General features: G+C 37.1%; 8 protein-coding genes and 1 tRNA gene. All 9 read left to right on the plus strand.

The annotated features are described in order from the left end of the window. On the plus strand, nt 1–209 hold a 209-nt coding region (locus HRT72_11115), incomplete at its 5' end, for a bifunctional folylpolyglutamate synthase/dihydrofolate synthase (GenBank protein ID NQY68255.1). Between the two features lie 211 nt (nt 210–420). Further along, nucleotides 421–495: transfer RNA gene (locus tag HRT72_11120), tRNA-Val, on the plus strand. Nucleotides 496–1,147: 652 nt separating this feature from the next. Continuing rightward, nucleotides 1,148–3,220: an OmpA family protein gene (locus tag HRT72_11125; protein ID NQY68256.1), complete on the plus strand. Its 2,073-nt coding sequence runs from the start codon at nt 1,148–1,150 to the stop codon at nt 3,218–3,220. 2 nt (nt 3,221–3,222) lie between these two features. Then, a complete protein-coding gene (locus HRT72_11130; protein ID NQY68257.1) occupies nt 3,223–4,998 on the plus strand; it encodes a gliding motility-associated C-terminal domain-containing protein in 1,776 nt (591 codons plus the stop codon). A gap of 153 nt (nt 4,999–5,151) precedes the next feature. Continuing rightward, nucleotides 5,152–6,090: a hypothetical protein gene (locus HRT72_11135; GenBank protein NQY68258.1), complete on the plus strand. Its 939-nt coding sequence runs from the start codon at nt 5,152–5,154 to the stop codon at nt 6,088–6,090. A gap of 35 nt (nt 6,091–6,125) precedes the next feature. After that, nucleotides 6,126–6,485: a hypothetical protein gene (locus HRT72_11140; protein ID NQY68259.1), complete on the plus strand. Its 360-nt coding sequence runs from the start codon at nt 6,126–6,128 to the stop codon at nt 6,483–6,485. Nucleotides 6,486–6,867: 382 nt separating this feature from the next. Beyond that, the gene (locus HRT72_11145) at nt 6,868–7,476 is read left to right on the plus strand and encodes a LemA family protein (GenBank protein NQY68260.1); all 609 of its coding nucleotides are present in this window, start codon (nt 6,868–6,870) and stop codon (nt 7,474–7,476) included. 4 nt (nt 7,477–7,480) lie between these two features. Continuing rightward, complete coding sequence (locus tag HRT72_11150; protein NQY68261.1) at nt 7,481–7,918, plus strand: TPM domain-containing protein; 438 nt, start codon at nt 7,481–7,483, stop codon at nt 7,916–7,918. Continuing rightward, the coding region (locus tag HRT72_11155; GenBank protein NQY68262.1) for a TPM domain-containing protein at nt 7,890–8,596 on the plus strand (707 nt) is incomplete at its 3' end. The genes HRT72_11150 and HRT72_11155, both read left to right, overlap by 29 nt.

An 8,596-nucleotide genomic window follows, 5' to 3' on the forward strand; every position in this document is an offset into this window, starting at 1 on the left:
CTAATCCGTTAACAATATGTGATCCAGGACATAATGTAGCTGGCATCAAAGAAATAATCAAACAGCTTGACAATATAAAATATAAAGCACTTCATTTTGTTATTGGAATGGTTAACGATAAGTCAATTGGAGAAGTACTAAACCTTCTTCCTCGAGATGCAATCTATTATTTCACAAAAGCCAACATCCCAAGGGCGATGCCAGAATAAGATCTTCAAACCAAAGCGAGAACATACAAACTTAAAGGCAACACCTACCCTTCTGTTTTAGAGGCTTGTAAAGCAGCTAAACAGAATGCAAAACTTAATGACCTTGTATTTATTGGTGGTAGCACCTTTATTGTTGCAGAAGCGGTATAAAATCTGCTTGCTTGAAAAGTATTTTAGTATATATTTGCACTTCCTTAATCAGAAACGATAAGGGCGATTAGCTCAGTTGGTTCAGAGCACCTCGTTTACACCGAGGGGGTCGTAGGTTCGAATCCTACATCGCCCACAACGAAAAGCCTTCATGCATTGCATAAAGGCTTTTTTTATTGAATGTGAGTTGAGCTTGCTGAAACGAAGCACTTCAATAAAAAAGGCGAATATCGCTGAAGGCGAGATGGCTTTTCGTTGTGCATCCCACACCCCATTGAATCATTGACTGAGGAACGAAGGAAATAATCCTCAAACAATTTCAGAAACTTACTGTACTCATGGGCAATATAACTAGAACGTTGAGCTTGCTCAAACTAAGTGCTTCAAATTGAAATCAATCTGCAGTTGTTAGCTCTAATATTTTCATCACATTAAGTACATCCTGAACCACAAGTGGCTTTATTACTGATTCCTTCAAAGAGAATCTACTGCCCTCCACTAACTAAAAACCACACGATGTAACAACAATAAATCAGCGTTGTCCAAGCAACTAAATGCTAGTGCCTTATAGTCCTTTTTTGAATATTTATAGTACCTTCGCAACATCAAAAACCAAATAGTTCATTCACAGACCAACATTCTCAATAGCTTAAAAATAGATGGCGAGATCCGATAGGGAAAATAAAAACTTAAGATAATTACATTTTATAATGCGGAATCAAGAAGATTAACATCAAAGGGATATTAACTTCGTTGATTAACCTAACAGACAAGATCTACCTTTTGCAATGACTAAGACCTTTATCACCCTGCTTATTTCGCTTATCACGCTCACCTCACAAGCACAGCGGTTAAAGAAAGATAACAGCTTTGAAAACTATTGGATTAATGAATTTACCATGAAGGCTGAAAGGGCTTTTGAAGCTAAGTTATATCATAAGGCCATTGAACTTTATAATATTGGATATCAAAAAACCAATGCGAATAAAGACGAAAAGCAGCGAATAATATTCCAAATCGGTATCTGCTACCAAAGAATCAAAAATTATAAAGAAGCAGAAATATGGATAGAAAAAGCTGTCAATAATGGCCATCTGGATCCTCTTGCAATATTATATTTGGCAGATGTTAAAAAGCAAAATAACGATTTAAAAAAAGCATTGATATTCTATGAGGAATATGAAGAAAAAATTCCAGACGACCCTAGAGGAAAAGACGGCATAAGAGACTGTAAAAGAGCCATGAAATGGGAAAAGGCAGACTCTCGCTATGAAGTAAGTAAGAACAGATCTTTCAATTCTCTTGCAGATGATTTTTCTCCTGCTTATGCTAAATATGATTACTCTATTATCTACTTCACTTCGGCCAGAGATGTTGATATGGAAGTAGATTCTACTATCGACGCTACATCTGGCCAAGGTTATACAGACCTTTACAGAACCATTCAGAACAAGAACGGAAAGTGGGGTAAAGCCAAGCTAGTTAAAGGCAAAGTCAATTCTAGTTACAACGAAGGTGTCTGCTCTTTCGACCAAGATTTCAGTACAATATACTTTACTAAATGCCTTAGTGATCCTAAAGTAAATATGGGCTGCCAAATATATAAATCAGAGAAAAAAAGCAAAGGCTGGGGAGAACCTGTAAAGATTGAATTAGCTGCTGATTCTATTGTTGCTGCCCATCCGGCAGTTTCGGCAGACAATCAAACTATGATTTTCTCTTCTGACATGGAAGGAACTTTAGGTGGTAAAGATCTTTGGAAATGCACTTACGACAAAGGCACCAATACATGGTCTTATCCTGAAAACCTTGGGGCCAATATTAATACTGCTGGCGACGAGGCCTTTCCGGTTATACGGAAGAATGGAACTCTATACTTCGCATCCGACGGACACAAAGGCATGGGAGGCTTAGATATCTATAAAGCCAAGCGATTAACCGATTCTACTTTTTCAGATCCTATTAATCTCAAATACCCAATGAACACTACCCGAGATGACTTCGGTATTACCTTTAAAGGGGATGAAAATTCAGGTATCTTCTCTTCGAATAGACATGGCGGAAAAGGTGGTGATGATTTATATGTATTTAACAGACCTCCAATCGTAGTGGAGTTAGAAGGAGTGGTAACCAACGAAACAACCGAAGAAGTTATTGGTGAGGCAATTGTTGAACTAATCGGCGATGATCAAACTGTTAAAACTTATACCACCAAAGCGGATGGTTATTATAAATTCAAATTGGGTGAAGATGTTAACTACATCATTCAGGTTAGAAAAACCGGTTACATCTCCAAAGACTTAGAGCTAACAACCGTTGGACTAATGAAGTCTACAACATTGCAATTAGATAATCTTACTCTTATTGATCTTAAAGAACCGATTAACCTGCCAAATGTGATGTACGAAATATCTTCCTACAAACTAAAGAATGGCACACAGGAATCTCTTAATCAGTTAGTAAATACGCTCAATAAATATCCTAAAATGAGAATTCAACTTAGGGCGCACACAGACTATAGTGGCAAGGATCATCTCAATAACATGCTCTCAGTCAAAAGAGCAAAAAGCGTTATGGAGTATTTAATTCAGCACGATATTTCTGCCGAAAGACTTGAAGCAATTGGGTTTGGCGAATCTTCTCCCCTTAGGGTAAGCAAGAAAATTGCAAAAACAAGTTCTTATGAAGTCGATGATCATTTAACAGAAGAGTTCTTAGGGCCAGTATCTAAAAGAGGTGATCCTAAATGGCAAGAAGGTATGCAGCTGAATAGAAGAACAGAGTTTTTTATTCTTAGTATGGATGAGAACTTAGAACCAGCAAAACCTGAAGCAGTAAAATCATCAGCTCCCAATAAATAATTTTGAAGTCAATTAAAACCATACCTGAGAAGAACGGATTTAACACTGTTATCAGCAAAATAGCGCTTGTACTTTCAGTGTTACTTCTAACATCGGTTAGCAGCTTTGCACAAATTACCGATGTAATAACTTCATGCGGTCCAATTTCATGGTATGGTAATACATACACAAGCAGTAATTATACAGCCACGGAATCTGTAACCGACGATAATAACAACACTATAATATATACCCTAAACTTTACAAAGATAGATCTAAGTGGACCTCACGTGGTTACAAGCTGCGGTCCCTATACATGGACCAATGGTACCGGAGCTACCTATACATCTGATAATACTTCCGCTTCATATATTGCAACTAGCGAAAGTGGATGTGACTCTCTTGTAACTTTAGATTTAACAATTGTATCTGCCAACACAGGAACTGATGTAATTGATACCTGTTCATCAATAACTTGGATTAACGGTATCACATATACTACTTCTAATTATACAGCCACACATACCCTTCTTAATGCCGATGGATGTGATTCTGTTGTTACGCTTAATTATACTAACGCTCCACTTCTTACCGAAACAGATACTGTAATTGCCTGTGATGTTCCTTATACATGGATTGACGGTGCAACTTATTGGGGTGATGTGACAAATGGAGCCACAAAACACATGGATATAACAATCGATGGCTGTGAAAACGAAATAACACTTTATCTAAGAATAGTTGATTTTATTGAAAGCACGGATAATATTACCTCTTGTATTCCAATTACCTGGATTGATGGAGTAACATATTCTAGCTCCAACAATACAGCTACAGAGACATATATTACCAGTACCGGATGCGATTCGATTGTAACGCTTAATCTTACTATTCCAGTCGATGCAGACAACTCAACCGATTTACTTGTCTGCAACGACGACATTGTAACCCTAAGTGCCAATATCACGAATGCAATTTCTTACGATTGGCAAAACGGCTCTACCTCTTCTCTAATAAATGTTAACGCGGAAGGAAAGTATTGGGTAACGGCAGTAACGACTTGCGGCTTTTCATCAGACACCTTTTACGTATCCTATCTTCCAATACCTTCTATAGATTTAGGATTGGATACGATACTGTGTAATGGAGAAACATTACGTTTAGACGCCACCTATGATGATGCAACTTACGAATGGCAAGACGGCACTACAGGTCCAGAAATCACTACCGGTGTAGAAGGGATATTTTGGGTAATAATAAATACTGGATGTGGATCAGCTGGAGATTCTATAACTGTGGATGTTAATGTTATTGACCCATTCGAATTTAATGACACAACAGTATGTAATCGAGATACTATAACCCTTGACGTAACATCAGATCATGCAACTTATTTATGGAACGATGGATCCACAGATCCAATGATGGTAATCGGTGAGGAAGGAGAATACTCAGTAGAAATTTCTAATTATTGCGAGGCAGTAACATTCAAGAAATACGTAACTTTTGAAGCATGCTATACGGTAGTGGATATTGCAAATATTTTCACCCCCAATAATGATGGGGTAAACGATGTATTCTCACCAATATTAATTGACGGCATAAGCTCAATCAGCTATCAGATTTTTAACAGATGGGGACAGCGTTTATTCTTCACTGAATCGCAAGAAGAGTTCTGGGATGGTAAAAATGAATCTAATAAAGATGTGCCGGAAGGAATTTATCTTTATGTGATAGAATACAACAACCTCGATAATGAAGATGTGATTGAAACAGGGTATATAACTGTATTACGGTAAGATTATTCAAAGTACCTTCATTACTAAGACTCAAGTCACTCGATACTCTAATAAATAAAAAAACATTTTTTTCACAGAACGTTAAGGCATCTATCGCCAAATGTTAGACTTTTGTACCAATTAACATCAACGCCAGTTGATAACTAGAGAACTATGATAGTTTACGATTCGAAGAAGTGGAACAGTCTTTTTAAGACGATAGGCAGAACTTATAAAGAGAGTTACAATCAGCAACAATTAGTAAAGTTTATATGTGTAAACGGACTTTATGCTACTGTTGTAACAATGTTCAACATGCATTTTTTAGAAGATAAGCTAACTATCGATACCATGTTCTTCTCTATGTTAGCCTTTATTCTTTCCTTGTTTCTGGTTTTTAGGCTAAACAGTGCTTACGACAGATGGTGGGAAGGCAGAAAAGCCTGGGGTAGTTTAATTAATAATTCGAGGAGCCTTTCGATGTTGCTCAATGCTATTATCCCGACTACCGATAAGTCGACCAGAAAATTTTTTGCCATCCATATCTCCAATTTTACAATTGCATTGCAATGGCACTTAAGGTCTGAAGTAACAAAGACTTTAGACAATATGATTTATACAAATGCAAGAACGGTGGCCGAAATGGAAAAAATGCAGCACATTCCCAACGCTATAGTTTCTAAAATGCATTTAAAAATTAATGAGCTAAATGAAAAGGAATACGTTTCAGAAATGGAAAAAATGCAATTAAGAAACATACTTGAAAAATTAATAGACATTCTTGGGATATGTGAACGAATTAAAAAAACGCCTATCCCCTTTTCGCATGGCACATTTATCAAATTATTCATTTTGATATACATCTTTATTCTTCCTTTCGGATTGGTACAAGCCTTCGAATATTTAACTATTCCTGCAGCCATGATTATGTCGTTTGCCATGATGGGTATCGAATTGATTTCAGAAGAGATTGAGGATCCATTTGGTATGGAAGCCAACAACCTTCCAACAGGATCAATGTCTGATACTATTCGAGATAACGTTTATGAAATAATGGGCATCAAATCTATCCATGTTCCAGAAGGGCTGAGTAAATCAGGTGTGCTGCATTAACGTTTTCTCTAATCAAGTTAGATCTGTCTTGCAAAGTGAAATTAGCTAGCCCTCAAGACGAATCTATCGCTGTAAAAATAATTGCAGATACATTTGAAGCCAACCTCAGTGTAAGCAGCGTAATAGGCCTTGGCAGAAATAGAAAAAAGAAAATTAGTCGTTTAGCTTCCTACGCTTTTATCAAAGCAATTAATCGAGGAGGGGCTTATATCTCCGACAATAAAATGGGGGCAGCATTGTGCTTCCGTTCGAACAATAACTCATCTAATCTCAAAGAATTTATCGCAGAAATACGCTTTACTCTTTCTATTCCTATAGCTAAAGTTATACATGCTTTGAAACGCGAAGCATATCTAAAGAAGCATCGATACCAGGGAGATCACTTTTATTTTTGATTTCTCGGAGTTAAAAAAGATGGCGACAAAGCTGGTTTCGGACTGAAAGATCATTTATTCGAATTAGCTCAAAATGAGCAATTACCCATTCTTTTAGAAACTTCCATAGAACGTAACAAAGTAATCTATGAACGTTATGGATTTACTGTTTATCATATTTGGGAAAATCCCTTCGAAGGCAAGCCTCTTTGGTTTATGACAAATGGACTAAAATAAAATCAGCTGCTATTCGTCTACTAGTTAGAACAAGCTATTTTCTATCTAATAGATGAGTATCTTTGCGACTTCTAACCATATTTAATAAAACAATAAAAGCAAACCAATGGGAATTCTATTTTTAATTGCTCTCGTAATTGGAGGGTGTGTATATGTGGCGATTAAAATGCCAAAGTTTAAGTTAGCAGCAATATTGGGAGCCATATTTTTCCCAATTATTATTGTTGTAGTGTATGCGACCACCACGGTTCAAACTACTTATAATGACATGGTAGTCAAAAACGAAACCGTTACCAGTTCTTGGTCTCAAGTAGAAAATGTATACCAACGTAGAGCCGATTTAATACCCAATCTAGTTTCTACTGTAAAAGGATATGCGGAGCATGAAAAATCAACACTTACCGAAGTAATTTCAGCTAGAGCTAAAGCCACAAGTATTAATATTGACGCCAACAATCTAAATGCAGCATCGATTCAGCAATTTCAAAAAGCACAAGCTGGTTTAAGTTCTGCTCTATCAAAACTAATGATGGTATCAGAGAGATACCCGGACCTAAAGGCAAATCAAAATTTCTTGGAACTGCAATCACAATTGGAAGGAACAGAAAACAGAATTGCTGTGGAACGTAAAAGGTTTAATGAATCTGTAAAAAGTTATAACTCCTACATTTTAGTTTTCCCTACTAATATTATTGCAGGCTTCTTTGCGATGGAGAAAAGAGTATACTTCGAATCGGATGAAGGAGCAGAAAAAGCACCTGAAGTAAAATTTTAAAAATATGTCGAAAGATTTCTTTACAGAACAAGAGAAAAAGCAGATCGTAGATTCAGTAAAAACTGCTGAACTCAATACATCTGGTGAGATTAGAGTGCATGTAGAAGGTAAATGCAAAGGAGAAGTTCTCGACAGAGCTTCCAATGTATTTGCCGCTTTAAAAATGCACAAAACCGAATTAAGAAACGGAGTACTCTTTTACTTATCTACAGTAGACCATAAATTTGCCATTTTAGGCGATGGAGGCATCAACAAGGTAGTGGCAGACAATTTTTGGGAAAGCACTAAGGAAAAGATGCAAGAGCATTTTAGAAGTGGAGATTTCGCTACAGGACTTAGCGAGGGTATTCTCTCTGCTGGTGAGCAATTGAAAGCACACTTCCCTTATCAATCAGACGACGTAAACGAATTAGATGACGAAATTTCTTTTGGCGATGCATAAAATAAAAATCATATTCGCTGCTTTAGCGATATTTATTAGCACTTCTACAAGTGCACAGAATTATCCTGAGCAATCAAATCCTCCAAGACTGGTTAATGACTACGCCAAAATATTAGGTGAAGCCCAAAAGAATCAATTGGAGCAAAAACTGGTTGCATACAACAACGCTACATCCACACAAATTGCGGTAGTAATTATTAATTCTCTCGAAGGGAATGATATCGGCATGTACGCCACAGAACTTGGTCAGAAATGGGGTATTGGTCAAAAAGGGAAAGATAACGGCCTAGTGATACTAATATCTAAGTCCGACCGCAAAATGTTTATCGCTACAGGTTATGGCATGGAAGGCGTTTTGCCAGATGCCCTAGCCAAACGAATCGTCGAAAACATAATGAAGCCTAATTTCCGAAATGGGGATTTCTTTGGTGGAATTGACCAAGCAACAACAGCGATAATTAAACTAGCAGAAGGTGAATTTACTGCCGAGAATATTCCAGGAAGACAGACACGTGGAAGAAAGAAAACTTCATTCTTGCCTTTAATCCTCATTCTATTAGTTATGATTGGCATGCCTCTTATGCGTTACAAAAGCTATAAGCGATCGCACATGAGTAACTCTAATCTTACATTTCTGGCATTTCTTGCTCTTTCTTCTTCTAGTAGACACGGTGGCTA

Source organism: Flavobacteriales bacterium (assembly GCA_013214975.1).
In the GTDB taxonomy this organism is placed as follows: domain Bacteria; phylum Bacteroidota; class Bacteroidia; order DT-38; family DT-38; genus DT-38.

Coding starts and splice junctions, on each gene's coding strand:
- HRT72_11125 (NQY68256.1), top strand. CDS start 1,148: ATGACTAAGACCTTTATCACCCTGCTTATTTCGCTTATCACGCTCACC.
- HRT72_11135 (NQY68258.1), top strand. CDS start 5,152: ATGATAGTTTACGATTCGAAGAAGTGGAACAGTCTTTTTAAGACGATA.
- HRT72_11145 (NQY68260.1), top strand. CDS start 6,868: ATGCCAAAGTTTAAGTTAGCAGCAATATTGGGAGCCATATTTTTCCCA.
- HRT72_11150 (NQY68261.1), top strand. CDS start 7,481: ATGTCGAAAGATTTCTTTACAGAACAAGAGAAAAAGCAGATCGTAGAT.